Source organism: Aerosakkonema sp. BLCC-F183, from assembly GCF_041929145.1.
Taxonomy (GTDB): domain Bacteria; phylum Cyanobacteriota; class Cyanobacteriia; order Cyanobacteriales; family Aerosakkonemataceae; genus Aerosakkonema.
Genome location: NZ_JBHFNU010000089.1, coordinates 20,545 through 38,550, shown reverse-complemented (window position 1 = coordinate 38,550; position 18,006 = coordinate 20,545). Strand labels below are relative to the sequence as shown.

General features: G+C 43.5%; 19 protein-coding genes and 1 tRNA gene. 10 read left to right on the top strand and 10 right to left on the bottom strand.

Annotation, left to right across the window (positions count from 1 at the left end):
* Positions 1–56: 56 nt before the first annotated feature.
* The 5 genes from ACE1CD_RS27270 to ACE1CD_RS27250 all read right to left on the bottom strand — a co-directional run bounded on the left by ACE1CD_RS27270 (position 57) and on the right by ACE1CD_RS27250 (position 2,801).
* Complete coding sequence (locus ACE1CD_RS27270) at positions 57–350, bottom strand: hypothetical protein (RefSeq protein WP_374826853.1); 294 nt, start codon at positions 348–350, stop codon at positions 57–59.
* Positions 351–364: 14 nt separating this feature from the next.
* Positions 365–1,165, bottom strand: coding sequence for a hypothetical protein (locus ACE1CD_RS27265; protein WP_374826852.1), 801 nt, complete (start codon positions 1,163–1,165; stop codon positions 365–367).
* 3 nt (positions 1,166–1,168) lie between these two features.
* Entirely contained in the window at positions 1,169–1,555 is a 387-nt protein-coding gene (locus ACE1CD_RS27260; protein WP_374826851.1) for a type II toxin-antitoxin system HicB family antitoxin, read from the bottom strand.
* Positions 1,556–1,756: 201 nt separating this feature from the next.
* Positions 1,757–2,320, bottom strand: coding sequence for a glutathione S-transferase family protein (locus tag ACE1CD_RS27255; RefSeq protein ID WP_374826850.1), 564 nt, complete (start codon positions 2,318–2,320; stop codon positions 1,757–1,759).
* Positions 2,321–2,336: 16 nt separating this feature from the next.
* The gene (locus tag ACE1CD_RS27250; protein ID WP_190469090.1) at positions 2,337–2,801 is read right to left on the bottom strand and encodes a hypothetical protein; all 465 of its coding nucleotides are present in this window, start codon (positions 2,799–2,801) and stop codon (positions 2,337–2,339) included.
* 415 nt (positions 2,802–3,216) lie between these two features.
* Here ACE1CD_RS27250 and ACE1CD_RS27245 point away from each other — a divergent pair, with 415 nt between their 5' ends.
* A complete protein-coding gene (locus tag ACE1CD_RS27245) occupies positions 3,217–3,957 on the top strand; it encodes a tetratricopeptide repeat protein (protein WP_374791223.1) in 741 nt (246 codons plus the stop codon).
* A 142-nt stretch (positions 3,958–4,099) separates the two neighbouring features.
* On the opposite strand, the gene ACE1CD_RS27240 is transcribed toward ACE1CD_RS27245, so the two are convergent.
* Positions 4,100–4,519: a hypothetical protein gene (locus tag ACE1CD_RS27240; protein WP_190469097.1), complete on the bottom strand. Its 420-nt coding sequence runs from the start codon at positions 4,517–4,519 to the stop codon at positions 4,100–4,102.
* Between the two features lie 351 nt (positions 4,520–4,870).
* Positions 4,871–4,966 (bottom strand): photosystem I reaction center subunit XII, encoded by a 96-nt coding sequence (psaM, locus tag ACE1CD_RS27235; RefSeq protein WP_190469100.1) that lies wholly within the window; start codon positions 4,964–4,966, stop codon positions 4,871–4,873.
* A gap of 269 nt (positions 4,967–5,235) precedes the next feature.
* Between psaM and ACE1CD_RS27230 the strand changes: the two genes are divergently transcribed.
* The 4 genes from ACE1CD_RS27230 (at position 5,236) to ACE1CD_RS27215 (ending at position 7,402) form a co-directional block, all read left to right on the top strand.
* Positions 5,236–5,970: a TerC family protein gene (locus ACE1CD_RS27230; RefSeq protein WP_374791226.1), complete on the top strand. Its 735-nt coding sequence runs from the start codon at positions 5,236–5,238 to the stop codon at positions 5,968–5,970.
* Positions 5,971–6,123: 153 nt separating this feature from the next.
* The gene (locus ACE1CD_RS27225) at positions 6,124–6,441 is read left to right on the top strand and encodes a hypothetical protein (protein ID WP_374826849.1); all 318 of its coding nucleotides are present in this window, start codon (positions 6,124–6,126) and stop codon (positions 6,439–6,441) included.
* Entirely contained in the window at positions 6,438–6,683 is a 246-nt protein-coding gene (locus tag ACE1CD_RS27220) for an aspartyl protease (RefSeq protein ID WP_374791230.1), read from the top strand. Before ACE1CD_RS27225 ends, ACE1CD_RS27220 begins: the two co-directional genes overlap by 4 nt.
* Before the next feature lie 206 nt (positions 6,684–6,889).
* The gene (locus tag ACE1CD_RS27215; protein ID WP_374791232.1) at positions 6,890–7,402 is read left to right on the top strand and encodes a hypothetical protein; all 513 of its coding nucleotides are present in this window, start codon (positions 6,890–6,892) and stop codon (positions 7,400–7,402) included.
* A 137-nt stretch (positions 7,403–7,539) separates the two neighbouring features.
* Here the strand turns inward: ACE1CD_RS27215 and ACE1CD_RS27210 are convergent, their stop codons facing one another.
* Positions 7,540–8,616 (bottom strand): family 10 glycosylhydrolase, encoded by a 1,077-nt coding sequence (locus tag ACE1CD_RS27210; RefSeq protein WP_374791234.1) that lies wholly within the window; start codon positions 8,614–8,616, stop codon positions 7,540–7,542.
* Positions 8,617–9,688: 1,072 nt separating this feature from the next.
* Between ACE1CD_RS27210 and ACE1CD_RS27205 the strand changes: the two genes are divergently transcribed.
* From ACE1CD_RS27205 to ACE1CD_RS27195, 3 genes are all read left to right on the top strand, one after another.
* Complete coding sequence (locus tag ACE1CD_RS27205) at positions 9,689–10,984, top strand: hypothetical protein (RefSeq protein ID WP_374826848.1); 1,296 nt, start codon at positions 9,689–9,691, stop codon at positions 10,982–10,984.
* 257 nt (positions 10,985–11,241) lie between these two features.
* Entirely contained in the window at positions 11,242–13,680 is a 2,439-nt protein-coding gene (locus ACE1CD_RS27200) for an AAA family ATPase (RefSeq protein ID WP_374826847.1), read from the top strand.
* Between the two features lie 500 nt (positions 13,681–14,180).
* Positions 14,181–14,588: a hypothetical protein gene (locus tag ACE1CD_RS27195; RefSeq protein WP_374826846.1), complete on the top strand. Its 408-nt coding sequence runs from the start codon at positions 14,181–14,183 to the stop codon at positions 14,586–14,588.
* A 513-nt stretch (positions 14,589–15,101) separates the two neighbouring features.
* Here the strand turns inward: ACE1CD_RS27195 and ACE1CD_RS27190 are convergent.
* Both ACE1CD_RS27190 and ACE1CD_RS27185 read right to left on the bottom strand, forming a co-directional pair.
* A tRNA-Ser gene (locus tag ACE1CD_RS27190) sits at positions 15,102–15,188 on the bottom strand.
* Between the two features lie 26 nt (positions 15,189–15,214).
* Positions 15,215–16,159, bottom strand: coding sequence for a TIGR04168 family protein (locus ACE1CD_RS27185; protein ID WP_374791236.1), 945 nt, complete (start codon positions 16,157–16,159; stop codon positions 15,215–15,217).
* A gap of 186 nt (positions 16,160–16,345) precedes the next feature.
* On the opposite strand from ACE1CD_RS27185, the gene nadA reads away from it, so the two are divergent.
* Entirely contained in the window at positions 16,346–17,311 is a 966-nt protein-coding gene (nadA, locus tag ACE1CD_RS27180; protein ID WP_374791238.1) for a quinolinate synthase NadA, read from the top strand.
* A gap of 82 nt (positions 17,312–17,393) precedes the next feature.
* Positions 17,394–17,996 (top strand): TIGR04282 family arsenosugar biosynthesis glycosyltransferase, encoded by a 603-nt coding sequence (locus ACE1CD_RS27175; RefSeq protein WP_374791240.1) that lies wholly within the window; start codon positions 17,394–17,396, stop codon positions 17,994–17,996.
* Positions 17,997–18,006: the final 10 nt, after the last annotated feature.

The following is an 18,006-nucleotide window of genomic DNA, read 5'->3' as shown; positions in this document are numbered from 1 at the left end:
TCTCACTTCTGTAGCAAAATATAAGTGCGATCGCTTTTCCACACTCACCCTACCTTCTAAGTTGTCACCGAAGCTGACATTCTTACTTTAGCCATAATTTCAGCCTCCTTAATCGCTTCCAAATCATACTGACGATAAGGATCGAACTTCATCAAATCACTTAACGTCACAAAAGTTCGCTCTTTAGCAATATCATCCATTATCAGATTGTCTATCTTTTTTCTGACGACAGTCATAATCAAATCCCCATTATAACTGCCAACTGCCCAGACACTCGACTCGTTACTTCCAGTGCTGACTTTGATAATTTTATCAAAGAAAAAATCAACATTTTCCCTACGTACTGGCATACTTTACTCCTTACTTAAGATTCATTCAAGTTAACTACAGAGATCGCGATACCTCTCTCAAGAGCCAACTGAGCGATCGAATCACTTGGAATATCTTCAATATAGATAATCTCATCAATATCCTCAATTGTAACTCCAGCGTGAATTTGAGCTTCAAAATAAAAGTGTTGCTCCTTAGCCTCCATTAAATCTGCTAAACTCGTAGAAGATGCGATAGTTTCTAGCCGCCACCGAAGATTCTCAGCATTACCTGCAATATCTTCCCACGAAACGAAAGAGGCAATGTTAGCCGCCTCAAACATAGAAGGTTGTCTAGTCATCTTTTCAAAACTTTCTCGATAAGATTGCGGTCTAAAAAGACTGTCATCTCCAGTAAAAGTAGTTCTATTTTTTAGAGGTTGTTTCAGTTTAATTCCAATTTCTCCGTAATAGGGTATTACATCACCACATTCCATTGCATTAACTGAGCTTGCCACATATCCATAGATCGGTCTTAATGCTGGCGGTAAATCTTGTGAGTAGCCAAATAATTTTTCTTCCGCTAATCGTCTTTCTATTATTCTAACATCCATTAGTTCTTCAGTGTCAACAATAGTTGACTCTACTTTAATTTCAAATATAGATTTAAATCTTCCATCTCGAAGCACTCTTTCTAAATTGTCAGCATCAAGTCTAATGAAAATCTCAGCTTCCTTCAGCAAAGACTGTAAACAACTTTCCGCTTTTAAAACTAATGTTTCTCCACATTTTTCTATTGCTTGCTCTCGGCGTAATTCTAATTCACTTACCCTAATGTAAGATTGTTCCCTGTCCACTACTTACTTTCCTAATTTTTTATCCTCCGCATCCATTTTACGGTAATACTCTTCCATTTCCGCATCAACTTCGCGCCGATAAGCTTCCATCTCAGAAATCATCTCATTAAAAAGAGGATTATCTTTATACATTCCCGCAAACTTTATCCAAGGATTTTCCGATTTAGGTAAAGCTATTTCTTGCACGACAACTTCAGCATTTTCTAACCGCGCTGTTAAAAGCTGGTTAATACTTTTTAACGCAGCTTCGCGTGTATCTCCAGTCACTTGACAATCCGGCAACCCCCACACTGTAGCTTTATATTTTCCTTCTTTTTCCATCTCAACTATTACTGAGTAAGTTAATTGAGCCAAGTTTTGCTCTGATTCATCTAATAAAGTAGTTTTCACGATCCGATTCCTCTTATTCTATCTTATAATTATAACCTATATCTCAATAATATATGTGAACGAACCTGCATCTCATCCATCCTACTCAATCCAGCTAAAAATGTTGCTTAAATAGACCGACTATTTCGGCCAAACCATAATAAAAAAAAGAGACTTCTTGGCTAGCAAGAAATCTCTTTTTTCAACCTAAAACGATCGCACTCAGGCTGTAGCGCGTGCGCCAAACACCTTTTGGAAAGCAGGTCGTTCGGAAATACGCTTCATGTAATCCAAAACGGCTGGATAAGCACTCAAATCGAGTTTCAGCATGATGGGAATGTAAGCTAAAATAGAACCGACTGCCACATCTGCAACGCTGAACTCTTGTCCGAGTACAAAAGGTTGTTGCTCAAACAATTGATTTAGTGGCCCTAACAAGCGCGGCATTTCCCGATCGCGATTCGCTTCGATAAAAATGCCATTCCCCAATGTAGAATTGGCAAACAGCACCCACTGAGCGATCGCACCCTTCTGTTCTGGGTCAGCTGACAGATTGCCATACTTCTCTGCCAAATAAAGCAGAATCGCCCCAGACTCCCAAAGCTTAAAATCCCCATCCACTATGCTGGGAACCTTCCCCATCGGGTTAATCGCTAGATATTCCGGCTGGCGGTGTTCCCCATTTTGCAAATCCAGTGTGACAAATTCGTAGGGAACGCCCAGTTCTTCCAGATACCACTGGGGAATTGTGGCCCGACTGCGACCACCACCATATAGTTTCAACATCTTTCTTAAAATTTGGTTAAAGAACTTTATGAGTGTATTCGTGCTGCTTTACATTATCCTCAGTTCTGACAATGCGCTGAGAGTTCAGCACGCGCTTGCGTTCTGTAGAGTAGTTAAAGTCCCGGCGGATCGTACCCTGGGGAATCAGAGACTGAGCCACCGGACGACGCTTGTAAGTGCGGACTGCGGCGATCGCCCGTTCGGCAAATTCATCGCAGAACTGCGCCGACTGTGGGAACTCTACTGGCTTCTGGGGTGTATCGCCCGCTAGTACCGCTCCCAAGGTTGTCGCACAAGCAATTTGGTAAGAAGTAGGAATGCCCTTGACAAGGGCTTCCAAAGCTGCTGAAGGGATAGGTTCCACAACAGGAACCTGATGAACTTCTCCGTCTTCTTTAATAAAGCAGGTTGCCAAGCCGAGTACCAGATAGTCTTCCGCCGATACATCAGGGGCATTGGGATGCAGGAAAGCAGTAGTCATGGGTGTTTCGATTTAATCGTTCAAAAGATCGACAGTCTCTATAACGTTGGATTTTACCGCTCAAAAGGGTACACTCCAACTTTCCGGATCGGCTGTGCAAAGTCGCGATAGAGATTGCTGAGGAGTTTGTTGGCGTCGAAGCGCAGTTTCGGGAATGCTCAACTTGGAGACTGTAGTTTTTACTCAGTAGACAATTTTGAAATTGACCACCCCCGCATTGCCGCTGATGAGGGGAGACGATCCAGGACTAAGCTCTGATTTGCTGTTATCTTTCCTCGAACAGATTAGCTGCAACGTCCGTTTATCTTACCTAAGACACATAAGCAAGTGACACAACAGACAGATCGACTTTGGACGAAAAATTCATAAAGTGATGGTGTAGAGCCAAACGTACCGTTAAGGATTGCAAGGTCGCATGAAAGCTCGCTCTTTTCTCAACAATCAAGACTGTTCCAAAGATGGGTGTCGCTCTTTTGTTGCGCCAGGATCGGCGGCGTCTCGCTCTAACTGCCGCGATTCCCAAAAGCCTCAAGCGAAGAAACGGCAAAAGATTGCTTCATCAGAACCTACCCGGACAGAATTAGACTGCAACCTCCTACGCCAGATGGCTCGCGCTAGGGCGCAACAAGGCGATTACGCTCACGCTATTGAAATTCTAAACTCTTTGATTGAAAGCCGTCCCAGCGATGCCAACGATTATAACAATCGAGGATTAATTTATTTCCAAAGCGGTCAGCTGGTAAATGCGATCGCAGATTACAACAAAGCGATTCAACTCAATCCCGATTTGGCAGCTGCATACAACAACCGCGCCAATTACTATGCCGATCGCGGACAATTAATGGAAGCGATCGCAGACTACGACAAAGCTCTAGACCTCAATCCCGTTCACGTCCGCGCTTGGATTAACCAAGGCATCACCTTTCGAGACCTCAAATTATACGAACGGGCGATCGACAATTTCGATTTTGCCCTACGATTGGGGCAATTAAAAAGTTATATTTGGGCCGAACGCGGTAGAACCTACCATTTGATGGGCGACTGGAATTATGCAGTCTCCGACTACCGACGCGCCTTAGAAGAATTACCAGTCGGTCGTCGCCGTCAACAAGTAGAAACCTGGTTAGCCGATCTGCTCAGTCCTTTACAACCGTAATCGCATCGATAAATTCATCAAATTATAATAGTACCAAACTTTACAAATCCCTAGCTTTATGAGGGTCAGAAAAGAGAAGATAATGCTTCCCTTTTCCAATTTGTCAGATGCAGACATAGGGGTAGTTTTTTATTGTCAAGCCTCAAGGAGATGAAGCTGCCTGCTCTGCTTCTTCAGGTTCTTGGGTATCTTTGTCTAACAGAACAATCTTGCGCCGTGCTGGATCGACTCGACTGCTGAGATCTTGCATATTAGTTTTTGCTTGCTTGGGATCGAACAAATTACCAAAGTCGGTTTGCAAGCGATTCACACGTTCTTCTTTTTGCTGTACTTGCCCTCTGATTTCCTGCAATTTGGTTTGCACAGATTTGTGATAGGGCAGCAGTTGTACCAGAGCTACAATAGCCGCTGATGAAAGCAAGATATTGACCGTCAACTTGGCGGTTGTTTCCAGAGCGATCGCAGTATTGGCCCGATTTCGCTTCTGTCGATGACGACTTTGTGCGACACGACGAGATTCTACAGGTTGCAGGGGTGGTCTTGACGGTTGAATGGCGTTCATGATCCTGAAAAGCTTTCGTCCTAAACTACAACCGGGTGCTTGTACCGGACGGGAAGTGGAAATTTGCCCTCTTCTCTGTGGCTAAGGTTTTTTAGCTCAAAGTTTGGGCAAAAAGCACACTTGCCGATCGGCAGCACCGCGCTCAGGTGGTAGCCGCGTCCATCCTAGCAGTTGAACGCGGCTCCTTCCAGACTGTTTACAACCTACTTAGGCGATCGCCTGGAAACTTTACACTTTGCTATCCAAATTAACTAGCTGCCCCATCTTGGCAGTGCCAAAAACGCACTTCCGCTTTGGAAAGGAAATGAGAGTCAAATGAGAGTCAATCGCCCCCATTCCCTTCGCAGCTGCCTATTTGTAAAGTTCTGTGGCCAAACGGAAAGCCAGGATGCCTGGAATCAGCGCCACAACAAGAGCTACTAAAACTTGGGTATCGGATAAGGACATTTGCTTGCCTCCTAGATCTAGGGCTTGTTCGTTCACCAATTTCGACCAAAGATGCCCCTTGATGGAATACCTTGTAACAAGTTGCAACAAAAGAGGAGCGGGGGGGCGGGGGAATGCGGGAGTGGGGGAATTTTTTACAACTCCTGATTCGTTTTACGATACAATAACTGTTTAACCTAAATTTTGGTTAAGATAACCGGGTTTGGCCTGGACTAGAACCATAGGTTCGTTGGTATTGTTTAATAACCGTCAGGTTCAAAAAATAGTTAATGCTCGATCAAATACTAAACTCTCCGTTCGATCGGGGAATTGAAACGCTGCTGCTACTCGTGATTTTAGTAGCTTTAGAGGCAGTGCTATCGGCGGATAACGCGATCGCGCTTGCCGCCATTTCCCAAGGTTTGCCAGATAGCAAAATGCAGCGTCAAGCCCTCAATTTTGGCTTGGTGGTGGCTTACGTGCTGCGAATGGCTCTGATTTTGACGGCAACCTGGGTCACTAAGTTCTGGCAGTTTGAATTGTTGGGCGCTGCCTACCTACTGTGGCTAGTCTTCCAATATTTTACATCGGATGAAGATGCGGAAGGAGAACACCACGGGCCTCGCTTTGCTTCGTTGTGGCAAGCTATTCCGATGATAGCTTTGACCGATTTGGCGTTTTCTCTCGATAGCGTCACAACTGCGATCGCAGTTTCTCAAGAAACTTGGTTGGTTTTGACTGGTGCAACTATCGGTATTATCGCCTTGCGTTTTATGGCAGGATTATTTATCCGCTGGCTAGATGAATTTTTGCATCTGGAAAATGCAGGTTATTTGACAGTCGGTATAGTAGGATTGCGCCTGCTTGCTAAAGCGATTAACGAAAACTTAGTACCGCCAGAGTGGTTGATGATAAGTACGATCGCCTTGATATTTGTCTGGGGATTTTCTAAACGCACTCCCATTGACTCGGAACTAAAAAAAGATTCTGTTGTTGAGGTGCAAAAGGAAGAGTCGCTTCGCTAAATCAGTAGAATTAGCGCTAAACCCGGTTTTTCTGCAAAACCGGGTTTTTTATTACTTTAATGCCGCGTAACGATATTTCAATTAATTGCTACCATCTTTACCTCGAAATTAAGTATAATTTAAAAATAAAAGTTTGAAAAACACGTAAAACTAATGACAGAAACAAAAGCTACTCGCACCGTGCGACGCGGCAGAGTATTTCCAGAAATTCAGTGGTCAGAAGAGAAAAAAGCGCAGTGGAAAACCGAAAGAGAAGCATTTCATAAGCGCTGTAGAGTAATATTCGATCGCGTTCAACCCGAACTGATTAAAACTCACTATAACTGGTACATGGCAGTTGAGCCTGATACCGGCGATTATTTTATTGATAAAGATAACATAGTAGTCGCAAAAATAGCGCATCAAAAGTACCCAAATGCTAGGCTGTTCGTTTTCCGAATCAATGAAACAGGAGTGTGCGGTACGATATGATTCAAGGCAGCTTTGGCGATAAAGACGAGCTATTCTTTGAAATTGAGTTGATTGCTGAAAACGGGTTGGAATTACCAGTAGATGCTATGTTAGATACGGGTTTTTCCGGTTGGGTAGCAATAAATCAACAGGATTTAGAGGGACTTAATTGGACTTATTTAGATGAGCAAATTATGGGGACAGCACAAGGAGATTTTGTATTTGAGATTTATGTGGGGAAAGTACGAATAGATGGAGAATAATTTGATATTCCCGTTCATGTTGGGGAGGGAGTTCCCGAAATTTTAATCGGTCGTCAGTGGTTGAAAAGTCGGCGGTTGGTCGTGGATATGCAGTCGGGAGTGTTGACTTTGGGAGGAAGTTGAAAGAAGGCGATCGCATACAATAGAAACATATTTGTTATTAAGTCGAGCGCGATCTATCTAGATAACAGATAAACTATAAATATATGAAATATACAATTTATGATTTTATCGGCATATTTCTAGAAACTTCGGCAATGGATAAATGGATGCGATCGAGCGATGAATATGGCGCTAAATATGAGTTTGATATTGATTTGCACGTTATCTATATTTTCTCACCCGCAGAAAGTAATTTGTTACCGGATAAACAACATTTAGCATATTACCACCTGCTGAAAGAAAGACAAGATTATCGGGAAGGTTGGGGATATAATTGGATTTTTGAGGAAGGTTTTGTACGCATAGCCGATAATGATAGCAAAGCGATCGAGTTTTATGTGGAAGCAGAAAACGAATCTGGTATGGTACGAGGCTACGATCCAACTTCCTATTCTCAGTACAAAATTATCAAACGCAAAGAAGTTTACTTCAAAAATGATAAATTTACCTTTAAACCGATAATGGGTATAGAAGATCGCACTTGGTATTTTGGTAAAAATCAGCAAGAAATTCTCGCAAAAATACACGATATCGCCAAAAATTTATCTGCGAACTAAACTGCTCTCCCCTTGTTATGGTAATAATAAAAACTAATTTAATCGTAGGGTGGGTTAGTAACCCACCATCCCGCCTATCTGTAACATAGACAAACATTTTCCACCATCAACCCGAAAGACCCAAAATCTTAAAGCTGCTATTCATTTATTTCAGTAAGCTGTTTGACACGAGCAGCAGTCTCTTCTGGTTTTCCCGAAGAGGGAAACACTAAAACACTCTTGATTTTGGTGTTATTAATCAGTTCTTTTAAACGAGACAACTGATTATCGGAAATGGCTACTCCCTCATACTTTTCGGCATAACCTAACTCTTCGTTAAAATTAGCGTCGTTATAAGTTTGAATAAAAACGCGATCGACATTCCAATTTGACCAATCAGCCGCAAAATAACGCTTACCCCAATAAGGATTATGATGGCAAATATCGAAACTAACATTCGGGTTAGCTTTCTTAATCTCATCTCTCATTTGCCGCACAAAATTAGTTAAACGAGTCGTGCGATCGACTTTGCCGGGTAAATCGGCATGATAACCTAAATAATCATCCCATTGAACTGCATCAATGGTGGGATACTTTTTGACAAACTCTACTGATATCTTTTTGAAAAGATTGGCAACTTCTGGAAGTTCGACATCTAGTACGTAATGTTCGATACCTGGATAGGTTTTATCGACCCCAGGCACAATCCATCTTCTAGCAATTGCCTCGTCAAATATGGGGCTATTTTTATCAATTTTAATCCCTTTTTCAAAATAAGCGTGGACTTGCATTCCCTGCTTGTGCGCCTCATCAATTAACCAATCTAACCATCGCTCTTGAAATTGGTTGGGGCAACTTTTGTATCCAAATGTTTGCTGCATAACATCGCTGTTATACATCGTGCAACCATTCCCCCATACTCCATGAATAATTGTATTTATTCCTTGAGAGCGATAATAACGAACTCGTTTGCGAATTGTTTGTTCGTCAGCATTATTAGTTGCTTGATACCGACTTAAATAAATTCCCCTGATGTGCTTCTTTTCCCAAGCAGTTTGAATTGTTGGTGATGGCTTGGGTGTTACGGGTGATGATGAAACTTGTGGATTGGTTGTTGGTGTCGGAGTCGGAATAAGTCGCGAGATAGGAGAATTGGCAACAGGTACGCGCTGCGTCGGCGCAGGAGTCACATTAGGAGTTCTTGGCTGTTGATTATTTTGTTGATTATTAGGCAAAAATTTTTCGATACCTAGATTATCGGGGAGAAATTGGCTGATATTTACATTTTTTAGCTGGCTAAAGCCCCAATAACCAAGACCTAACAAAACTATGATTAATGAAATTGGAATACTCCCACATCCACATCCATTGTTTTCTTTTTTAGCTGGCATGGTAACAAAGCATAATTTTTTAACGATGAGAGTAACTTTGCTTACTCAGTTGGCGCTTACCTGTAGTAACCGATACAAGGAAGTACACAAGGAATAATTGAGGGCAAATGATACTATATTAAGGTACTTCATTTTGCGATCGCTCTATTCCGCATCATGGCAGCGCCGACAAAGAGCAACAACTTTTCGCTGCATATTGCGAAGTAATATCATGTCCGGTATCATCGGTAGTCTAACAATAATGTTGAGGTTGTCTGCATCGAATCGTTGGTTAAAATTTAACCACAGATGAACACAGATAAACACAGATAAACACAGATGAACACAGATGCGATCGCGAAGCGTGTGCGAAGCACGTATCGCAAATTTTTTTCGTTACCGATACAACCGGATATGATATAATTTGACGATTCACGAAGACTAAAGCGTTCGAGTTAGGTCATCCCTGCTTGAAACGATATTAATTAGTCAGTGTACAGCTTTTTTGTACTTCACTTCATTCTACTTCACTTCAACGGAGAGGGTGGGATTTGAACCAACTGCCACAATCCCAATCTTCCTATTGAAAAGGCTTCTAACCGTTACGCAGTACCGTTCGCAGTCCTTTAGTGCGGATTTTGAACGGAAAATGAACGGACAGTTTCACGTTGACGAAAAAGCGTTGTTCCAACAAGCCATAGAGGATATTAATCAGTGGGCTAACAAAAATAAGTGCGACTTATCTAAACTGGTCGATTTTGAGTTGGTACAGATGTACTTAAAGGCAGTCCAGAAACTTAGCCCTAAAGGTATATCGATTACAGTAGATGGCCAAAGGTTAGCACTGTTCTTTACACCAGCGGAGAAGCGAGTCAAAAAAGCTTGTGACGAAATCCTGAGTAAAGACGGCTGTATTAACGCTTTAATCAAAGCTCGGATGGTTGACAAAGCTTTAGGGCAATTCGCCAAGAACGACAAAGGTCTGAAAGAGTTTTGGAATTGGTACGAATCTACGGTCTTGCAAGAGCAAAGCCTTAAGGACAACATAGTGACCGTAGCGAAAGCAATTGAAAAAGTGAAAGAGAATTACTTCAAAGGGACTGATAAGTGTGGCAGAGAGCGCAATTCCGAAAGCCTTGCAATGAACTCGCTCGCGAATTACCAAACTACCTATCAAACGTTCTACAACAAAATACCAACTCGTTACCTAAGCAAACAGGTAACAGCTAAATTACTGATTGAGATTCTAGAGTCTCAGTGGGGTGATTTGATGGCTAAGAAAACCAAGGGCTTCAAAAACGCGCACGCTGCAATTCAAAAGCTTTTGATTGAAACTAAACTCTTAGAGGAGTTAAAAATATTCAAGGAACACTTTGGGCGAATCGAAGTTAAAAAGACGCAAGAAATTCAAGAGGTTTCATTGGAGATATTTCTTGAATTCAGAAAGCGAATATTGGGTATTCCGCCGTACACATTGACTAAGGCACAAGAGAATCAATTGGAAAACCGCCAGTCTTGGCTTAAAGCGCTTTCCATTAATCTTGTGTACGGGTTTCGAGGTAGCGAATTCAAAGCAATTGCAAATCTTGATGAATCAGTAAAAATTGGAAATCGAACCTTTAAGGCACTGCATGACCCAACTAACACTGAAAACCTTATCGTACTGAATGACAGATTCATCGTAATTGATAGCAAGGAACGCGAACACGAAGTAACGATCAAAACAGGAGGAAGAATTTGTAGGCCGATGATTCACCCAGACTATCCCAACTTAATAGATGAGTTGGAAATTAAAAACTCAGATATCAAGCTGCCTGTAGTAACCCCAAAAACAGGAGATAATCCGAGAACAATAAAAGATTGTCATATAAGGGCGCTTTCTACGCATTTAGCAAAGTATGCGAAACAATGCGGCATGGGATTCACTCAAACTCACGCCTTACGCCATCTTTGTAACTTTCACGGCAAACTGATTGGGTTAACAGACGAACAACGGGCAGAATCGTTAGGGCACAGTGAAATGATGAACAAAAAGTACAAAAAACATCTAGACACTGCATCAAAGGCAGATTTCTTGTTGAGAACAATAGAAACTCCAGAAGCGGAAAACATCAGGTTAAAACAGGAAATTCAACACTTGAAAGAACAAATTGAATTTTTGAAGCCACTAAATTCATCGCCTCATTCCGACCCTCCCTGGTATGTCAGCCAGGGAGGGTTTTTTTACAGTTAAGCGGGACTTATCAATCGAGCTTTTAGGGCTGTCTACCTTACGTGGATTTTGACAATTCATTAAATGAGTCATTTAATCACGCTCATTCATTTAATGGCTCATTTAATCAACTTCCAAAATACGCAAGACAGGGAAGAGTGCAGCCAAATTAGGGAACAAAACAGGTAGACAATTTTCGCAAAAATCAGAGTAGTATATCAGTACTAATATCGCCAAACTAAAAGCCCCTCAGCCTTAGTTAAAGCAGGGGGCAAAGAATGACTAGAAAAGCACGACAGGAGAATGATAACATGGCTATTTGTGAATTGGTAAACCCAAAGAACCACATCGAAGTAACAAAAACTAATCCCTGCCCTATCTGCGGAAAACCTGACTGGTGTCACACATTGAACGACAGCAAATTAGTTGGTTGTCAAAGGCCGGAATTGGTAACGACTCAAGCGCTGAGAGATTACGTTAAAACCAGTAAATCGTTTGGGACAGAAGAGAAGTTTTACTGGGGCCTAAAATCCAGCCAGGATGAATACACAGAAAACAAGAAAGCAGAGAAAAAGCAACAGCAACAGAAAAGGGTCATCAACGAAAAAACTTGGAAGTATCCGGTTTTAACAATTGGTGACGACGGCACTTACAGAAAGAGCGATGAACACTCGTGGTACAAGACCAGAAAGACCTATGAAGACGGCAAGGACTACTTTCAGTACGGTTTTAGAAACGGCAAGAAAGGAAGCATCAAAAAGCACGAGTTGAACAAGGGAGAGTTTGTCGGTCTACATAGCAACACGTCGCCAGAATTTCTCATCCGTATTCTGAACCAAAAGATACCTCTAAGCATCTTTGATTACCTCGTTATCTTGGAAGGAGAAAGATGTGTTGATTGCTTCAATAGGGACTCTGCAATAGAGTTCAAAAATGACACAGACCCGTCTAGCACATTACTGACGCTTACTTCCATAGGAGGCGCTGAGAACCTATCAAAGGAAGACATGGAGATGTTCAGGAGAATAGCTCAAAGTAGCCCAGACACCCCCATCATTTTGTCTCCTGATTTCGACCGAAAAGGATATGGACATATCAAAAAAATTTATGAGTCTCTAAAAGACCTGAAAAACCCAATACTGATAGTAGACTGGGAAAACAAGCTACCAGAAACACCTAGAGACAAATTTGATATGGCAGACTACCTTGACAACTCCAGAGAGAGCTTGAGGACTAAGACTGTCCAAGAGTTCATTGAATCTTTGACCGTTACCCCTGACGAGTTCAACTGGGGGAAGTTCAACGGTGTTGACGCCAAAGTAAGTGCTGGTAAGTATGAACTCGAAACCTTAGCGACTCTATTAGAAACCTTGAATGCCGATGGCGATATCGAGTTTCTAATCGATGACTTGTTACCCAGTGGTAGCAGTGTTCTGATAACTGCTAAACCCAAGACAGGTAAAACAATTTTCTGCCTGGATATGCTGGCTTCTGTGACTCTAGGGGAAGCCTTTCTGGGTAAAAAGTGCGCTCAGCAGAAAGTCCTCTACCTAAACAACGACCAGTCTAGGAAAGGTTTCGCCCTACAAGCTAAAAACAGATGGGAAGGGATTGAGAATAAACTCTTCAACTGCCAAGGGTGGAGTGCAGACGATGACGGGATTGAGTTCTTGATTGAGTGGTGCAAGGCTAACCCTAGCTCACTAATCGTCATGGACAGTATCAGAGCTTGTATCTGTCAACCTTTGGGGGTGTCTCAGAATGAGGAAGGCACAGGATACAAAATTAAGGAGATTATCGACAAAGTATCGGCGTTTGGCTGTTCTATTATCTTCGTTCACCACGACTCTAAGAACAAAGACAATAACGGTACTCACAAGGCGTCTGGACACTCTTCTATCACTTCGATGGTTGACATCATTTGGCACTTAGATAGGGACAGAGGGGTCAACCGAAAGCTGAGTGTTCTAGGATCTCGCTTGACGGATGAGGTTACAATCCCTTATCTGCTTGACGATTCTGGTAAGTGCCAACCGATAGCTGCTGAGTCTGTCGATGACGAGTATGAGTGCCAGGAAGAGTCCGGCAGCATTGCCGATACCCTGGCGGGGAAAATCAAAGCTTTGCTTACCGCGAAGGGTGAGCGGCTGACAACGAAGGAAATCGCAGACTTGGTAGGTGTGTCTAGGCAGTCCGTGAACAAGACACTTAAAAACGCTACATGGGTACACAGCGAACTAGAGGCCAAGAGTCGTGTCTACTGGGTAGAAGATCCTGACCGTCAACCGTCAACTATCAACCGTCACCCTATGGGGGAGTTAGTTGACGATGCAGTTGACGATGATGTAAATCCAGTGCTGGAGCCGATTGTTGACGATGCGGTTGACGATGCGGTTGACGACGCGGTTGACGATGCCGTAATCAAACTCTGTTCCCAACCTGCTGACGCCCAAGCGCCTGATTATACTCAGTTGACATTGTTTGAGGTGTCGTCACAGGAAGCACACGTAGAATTGGACGCGCTAGATGAAGCTATTCTGAATGCCTTCAGGGAGTTACCGCTCAAGCCTCAGTCGTTGATGAAGGTCTGGTTCACGGTTCGATTGATAGATCCCGATGAGTGGGAAAACCTTTTACCTGAAGATGTCGCTCAGTCGCTTACCAAAATGACCCCTCTCTACTTACAGCGAGAGGGCGAGAGTTGGAGACTTGGGTAAGTGCCTCACCGCAATTCTGGGAATGGTGTCAAAGCTTTTGAGGGGTGTAAACCCAGAAGATTTTAAGACGATTCGTCTCATGTTTTTCTGGGTTTAACTGTTGCGCCTATCCGACCGAACAGCGGCCAGGGAGTTAGACGCGGGTGTCCGCCTGATAAACTGCCACCCCGTCAGTATACGCACATAACGAATTGCTTGGTGGAAACCTATAGGTTTCTTAACAAGGACGATCGCGATGGGATGGTAGTACAAGTGAACTATCGCAATAATGGTTATCGTTTTCATTGTGCTGCCATTGACGCCTATAAGGGCTTGTGGCGTGTAGTATCCCTCAAATGACCTATCACCCAGAGACGGTTATTGGCACGTCTAATCGCTGTAACCCTTATACGGCAAGGGTTTTGCGCTAGTACACATGAACTGCACTAAAGGTGTATACAGGTATTGACGCTAAAGATGTATACAGGTATATTGAGGGGGTAATAGTTGTATACAGGTTTATGACAGACATCAGAAAGGGTGGTAGAGGTAACGTAGCGCCTTACAAGACTGTAATGGTTAGAACGCCAGAGCCGTTGCTGGATTTAGCTAAACAGCTTACGGAAGGTTACAGGCAGGTATTGGGCACTCACAGGGAGGAAACTTACCTGAATGGCGTACAGGATGCGATTGCAGGTAATGCGGGATTTGAACTCGGAAATTACAGCGCTCAGAGTGAAATGGAGGTGACTGGACAGGTAAGAAGTCTCAATGAGGAGTTAGAGGCGGTGCGAGCTAACGTAAGTGCCCTAGAGAAGAAGTTGGCTGCTATTGACGGGATTATTGGCACTTACCGAGGGCAAAGTAAGGACACTAGGGATTGGACTAAGGCGAAGCAACTGATGGCCGAACTGGAAAGAGTCACTTAATTCGGGTCGTCTATATCATGCGTATTTTAGAAGTTAATTAAATAGTTTATTTAATTAAACGAGCTAATTAAATAGCTTATTTAATTAAGTGTCGAAATACGTATGACGCAATCCTTGGAAAGAGCTCCCACCCCGTAAATCACGCCCTCTTGCATCAGGGCATCAGCGAAAGTCCTCCTCTGATAGGGACAAAAGCGGTTGGGAAGGGTGTAGGGAGGGATGTCAGGGTCGGAACGCAGTGAAGCCGGAGGGAAACCTTGACAAACCGAGCGCTCCCTGTACAATCTGCTGGCCCTATCAGAGGGGCTTGAGCGATTGCACTCACTTACTCGTTTCTACCCTGCCTCATTTCACCTTGTCCCGCGCCATCCCATTTCATCCCATTACCCACCCACTTGACATTTGTCCCCAAATCGTGTAGCTATAGAAATTGAACGGTATCTGAACGGTTCCAAAGCTAGCGAGCGCCAGGAGATATTCTGCAACCCTTGCTACATAAGAGCTTCACTTCAACGGAGAGGGTGGGATTTGAACCCACGGTGACATCACTGCCACACTCGATTTCAAGTCGAGCGCATTCGACCACTCTGCCACCTCTCCAGGTGCATTTCTTATTCTACCTGTAGTTATCGCAACTGACTATAGGCAGATTGCACCATTGACTCAGAAAGCCGATAAAAAATTTCTTCGGAGACAACAGTATAGTCTTTGCCAACCCAAACTAGGGAAGCTTGGGAGACAACACCGTCTTGCAGGGATACCAGGGAGAAGTTACGCAGGCGATCGCTCCCATTATCCACAATCCGAGGTACGCTGGCTGAATTCAAATACACTGTCCCATCCGGACTGGTAACAACTGGGGTACGCAGCACTTCGCGGGTGTGGCGCAGATGATGGTGCATATGCCCAAATGTTACCAGCGGAATTGTTTTACCGAGTTGCTTGGTTTTGGCGATCGCTTTGGCAAAGTCCGGATCTCCGAAATCTCCTCCCACAGTTTCCCAATCTTTACCGCAGGGATCTTCGGGACGCCCGCCTAACCCAAAAGGGCCATTGTGACCGAGAAAGATAATTGTATCATAAGCAGCGTTGCTTGCTGCCTGCACAATCCGGCTGGTAGACTCGTGAAAACCGGTCACATTATACCGCTCTTTGTAAAAATCGGCATTTTTCCAAGTATCGCCACCCCAGCTAAACGGACGACTTCCCACCACAGTTAAATTCAACTTTGGAAAGTCCAATTTGCCGTAACCTACATGAGTTTCACCCAACAGATCGAGCTGATCCTGCACCCAGTCTTCCTCCAAACGGTTGTAGGGACAGCGCCTGCGTCCCCACTCGGAGGCGGTGTACCAGGCATCGTGGTTGCCCAAAATTGTTGCTTTGGGAAGGTCGAGAGATGCGATCGCCTCGACCACATCCACCGATTCGTTGCCAAAATCCCCCACAAACAGCACTAAATCTGCACCCAAGCTATGTAAAGCTTCTCCATCCTCCGTTTCCCATTGGTTGTGAACATCCCCGACCACTGCTATTTTGATGGATTGATTTTGATTCCCCTGAGTCCCCATGCCTGCTTTTTCCTACAATCTTTTTCCAGGATAGGCAAGCATCGCCTATTTTTGCAGCAAACTCCAGACATCGGGGATATTTCCGTAATTTTTACCGATACTATCACCATCAATTTTTAGTAAAATCAACTATAATTATGGAAAGAATCCCGGCCATGTTTTCCCTACCCCAAATCAATAATTGCTGTGCTTATTACTACACGACCCCCGATAACCACTGCCCCAAAAACACCCGACGATTTGTTTGAGGCCATTCAAGGTCTGAAAAAAAAGCTAAACGCCGTTATTCTCGCTCACTATTACCAAGACCCGGATATTCAAGATGTAGCGGATTATATCGGTGATTCCCTGGAGCTATCTCGCCGAGCGGCCAGCACCAATGCCGATGCGATCGTCTTTGCAGGCGTTCACTTTATGGCGGAAACCGCCAAAATTCTCAACCCCGATAAATTGGTACTTTTACCAGATTTAACCGCCGGTTGCTCTTTGGCAGATAGCTGTCCCCCCGATGCCTTTGCCGCCTTCAAAGCCGCACACCCCGGACATCTCGTAATTTCTTATATCAACTGCTCTGCCGCGATTAAGGCAATGAGCGATATTATCTGCACAAGTTCCAACGCCGTCAAGATAGTAAATCAAATTCCCAAAGACCAACCGATTATTTTTGGGCCCGATCGCAATCTCGGTCGCTACGTTATGCAGCAAACTGGACGAGATATGGTATTGTGGCAAGGAGCTTGTATTGTACATGAAAACTTCTCAGAAAAGAAGATAGTTCAGTTGAAAATTGCTCACCCGGAAGCGGAAGTAATCGCACACCCGGAATGCGAACCGCCGGTATTGCGCCACGCTAACTACATCGGTTCTACTTCTGCTTTGTTGAAATATTCTCAAGCTAGTTCCAGTCAAGCTTTTATTGTCGCTACGGAACCGGGAATTATTCACCAAATGCAGAAAATGGAACCGAAAAAACGCTTCATTCCCGCGCCACCTACAAATAATTGTGCCTGCAACGAATGTCCGTTTATGCGGTTAAATACTTTGGAAAAGCTGTATTTGGCGATGGAAAACCGCACGCCAGAAATTAGTTTGTCTGAAGAAACCCGATTGGCAGCTTTGCGACCGATTCAGCGGATGTTGGCAATGAGTTAATGAAAAATTTTAGATGGCAAATTTTAGATAGAAAATTTAAAATAATTTGATTAAATTTGCCATCTGCAATCTAAAATCTGCAATGAAACAATGCCTCATCCTTTTCACGCGCTATCCAGAACCGGGAAAAGCCAAAACGCGACTTATTCCGGTTCTTGGTGCTGAAGGTGCAGCTAACCTCCATCGCCAAATGACGGAAAATGCGATCGCGCAAATCAAAAAACTCCAATCCTCCGATTTTTTATCTGTAGAAGTGCATTTTACAGGTGGAAATTTCCCATTAATGCAAGAATGGTTAGGAAATGAGATTACATATCGCCAACAAGCAGAAGGCGATATCGGTTTTCGCATGGCGTCCGCATTTCAAACCGCATTTAGTAATAATATAGATAATGTTATTATCATCGGTTCTGATTGTCCGGCGCTTAACGATCAAATTCTCGCACAAGCATTTCAAGCACTTCAGCAGCACGATTTAGTACTTGGCCCAGCTACCGATGGCGGTTATTATTTAATTGGATTGCGTCATTTTATTCCCCAACTATTCACCGACATTAGCTGGAGTACATCTGAAGTTTTTCGACAAACTGTAGAAATTGCCGATCGACTTAATTTGGCAGCTGCTTATTTGACCGAGCTTTCTGATGTCGATCGACCTGAAGACCTCTCAATTTTAGATTTTTGATTAGTTATTT

Excerpts from the sequence above, each read along its gene's own strand:
- ACE1CD_RS27270 (WP_374826853.1), bottom strand. The coding sequence starts at position 350 with ATGCCAGTACGTAGGGAAAATGTTGATTTTTTCTTTGATAAAATTATC.
- ACE1CD_RS27205 (WP_374826848.1), top strand. The coding sequence starts at position 9,689 with ATGGTTGACAAAGCTTTAGGGCAATTCGCCAAGAACGACAAAGGTCTG.
- ACE1CD_RS27255 (WP_374826850.1), bottom strand. The coding sequence starts at position 2,320 with ATGTTGAAACTATATGGTGGTGGTCGCAGTCGGGCCACAATTCCCCAG.
- ACE1CD_RS27225 (WP_374826849.1), top strand. The coding sequence starts at position 6,124 with ATGACAGAAACAAAAGCTACTCGCACCGTGCGACGCGGCAGAGTATTT.
- ACE1CD_RS27240 (WP_190469097.1), bottom strand. The coding sequence starts at position 4,519 with ATGAACGCCATTCAACCGTCAAGACCACCCCTGCAACCTGTAGAATCT.
- ACE1CD_RS27200 (WP_374826847.1), top strand. The coding sequence starts at position 11,242 with ATGACTAGAAAAGCACGACAGGAGAATGATAACATGGCTATTTGTGAA.
- ACE1CD_RS27215 (WP_374791232.1), top strand. The coding sequence starts at position 6,890 with ATGAAATATACAATTTATGATTTTATCGGCATATTTCTAGAAACTTCG.
- ACE1CD_RS27185 (WP_374791236.1), bottom strand. The coding sequence starts at position 16,159 with ATGGGGACTCAGGGGAATCAAAATCAATCCATCAAAATAGCAGTGGTC.
- psaM (WP_190469100.1), bottom strand. The coding sequence starts at position 4,966 with ATGTCCTTATCCGATACCCAAGTTTTAGTAGCTCTTGTTGTGGCGCTG.
- ACE1CD_RS27230 (WP_374791226.1), top strand. The coding sequence starts at position 5,236 with ATGCTCGATCAAATACTAAACTCTCCGTTCGATCGGGGAATTGAAACG.
- ACE1CD_RS27220 (WP_374791230.1), top strand. The coding sequence starts at position 6,438 with ATGATTCAAGGCAGCTTTGGCGATAAAGACGAGCTATTCTTTGAAATT.
- ACE1CD_RS27250 (WP_190469090.1), bottom strand. The coding sequence starts at position 2,801 with ATGACTACTGCTTTCCTGCATCCCAATGCCCCTGATGTATCGGCGGAA.
- ACE1CD_RS27175 (WP_374791240.1), top strand. The coding sequence starts at position 17,394 with ATGAAACAATGCCTCATCCTTTTCACGCGCTATCCAGAACCGGGAAAA.
- ACE1CD_RS27245 (WP_374791223.1), top strand. The coding sequence starts at position 3,217 with ATGAAAGCTCGCTCTTTTCTCAACAATCAAGACTGTTCCAAAGATGGG.
- ACE1CD_RS27195 (WP_374826846.1), top strand. The coding sequence starts at position 14,181 with ATGACAGACATCAGAAAGGGTGGTAGAGGTAACGTAGCGCCTTACAAG.